General features: G+C 56.3%; 2 protein-coding genes. One reads left to right on the top strand and one right to left on the bottom strand.

The window, feature by feature from the left end; translation table 11 throughout:
- On the bottom strand, positions 1–301 hold a 301-nt coding region (locus ACOI1H_RS25730), incomplete at its 3' end, for a recombinase family protein (protein WP_422441173.1).
- Between the two features lie 502 nt (positions 302–803).
- Between ACOI1H_RS25730 and ACOI1H_RS25735 the strand changes: the two genes are divergently transcribed.
- On the top strand, positions 804–1,091 hold the full coding sequence (locus ACOI1H_RS25735) for a hypothetical protein (RefSeq protein ID WP_422441174.1): 288 nt from the start codon (positions 804–806) through the stop codon (positions 1,089–1,091).
- The last annotated feature ends 29 nt before the right edge of the window (positions 1,092–1,120 follow it).

Consider the following 1,120-nt stretch of genomic DNA (forward strand, 5'->3'; position numbering starts at 1 on the left):
CAATAGGTATCCCCTGAAACCGCATCTGCTTGAAGAATGCCGCGATGTGCTCCTGATCCCGGCTCAACCGGTCCAACCCTTCGGCAACAACAACATCAAGCCGGTTCTCACGTGCGTCCTGCAGCAGGCGCTGGTAGGCGGGGCGCAGATGCGACGCCCCGCTAATGCCGCGATCCGCGTAGGTCTCGGCCTCCGACCAGCCGTGGCTGGCGATCAGGCGCAGGCAAAGCCGGTGCTGGTCCTCGATGGAGGCGTCGCTTTGCATGTCGGTAGAATAGCGGGCGTAGATCGCGGCGCGCATGTTGTGGGTCTTTCGTCAATCCGGTTCGCCGCCCGCAATGCGCGGTGCCAGCTGAACCTTGGCCCTCCCCATCATAGGCACACTTTGACGGATGTCTTCCACTATCGATTGCAACCCGTTGCAACGGGCGAAGGCCGTTGTGAGGCGTCAGGCGACTACGACTTTGACGTCTAATGCACGCTCCATGCGCTAGATCGCTGTGACGTTCCCAATGGGTCAGGCAGTGGTAAAGCGTTCGTTCGTGCCGAACGCATCGAAGGTCCGGTTCGAGCCCATGTAGCAAAATTTCTGCTTCACAGCGAACGTCGGCTCTAAGGAGACGTCCAAAACCTTCAACAAAGCCTTGAATTTGGAATGAAGTTTTTTTTGGCGTCAGATAAGGCGTTCTGCGAGGGTTTCAAAAATGAGGGTTTCTGATCTAAACGCTATCTATACGACGTTGTTCTTAATTATTAAGTCGATATGACCTTACGAAACTGCCTTTTATCGGAAAACTAATCCTATGAGCCTGCACAAAGCACTCGCCCGCGCCAAAACCGAGGAAGACGTCAAGGACGCCTATATCGCGGCGCTTGGCCTCAAGGGTGTGAATAAAGGGCTGGTCGATATCCAGACCGCTGAAATCTGGTTCGAGGCCAAGGAAACTTCCACACCGCCGCTGCTGATGTTCGCGCAGTTGCTCGTTTACGTTCGCGCTGCACGCAAGCGGGGTGAGCCAATCCCTGGCTTTCTGTGCGTGATGGACCGTGATAAGGCAGCCCTGAGGCACTGTCAGAGGAAAGCTGCTTGAGGCGGGCAGGGCGGTCCCGTAGCGTTTGG

The sequence above is a fragment of the Loktanella sp. DJP18 genome (assembly GCF_049310965.1).
In the GTDB taxonomy this organism is placed as follows: Bacteria; Pseudomonadota; Alphaproteobacteria; order Rhodobacterales; family Rhodobacteraceae; genus Loktanella.

What these genes read in the sequence shown, in the direction of transcription:
- ACOI1H_RS25735 (WP_422441174.1), top strand. Translation starts at nt 804, where the DNA reads ATGAGCCTGCACAAAGCACTCGCCCGCGCCAAAACCGAGGAAGACGTC.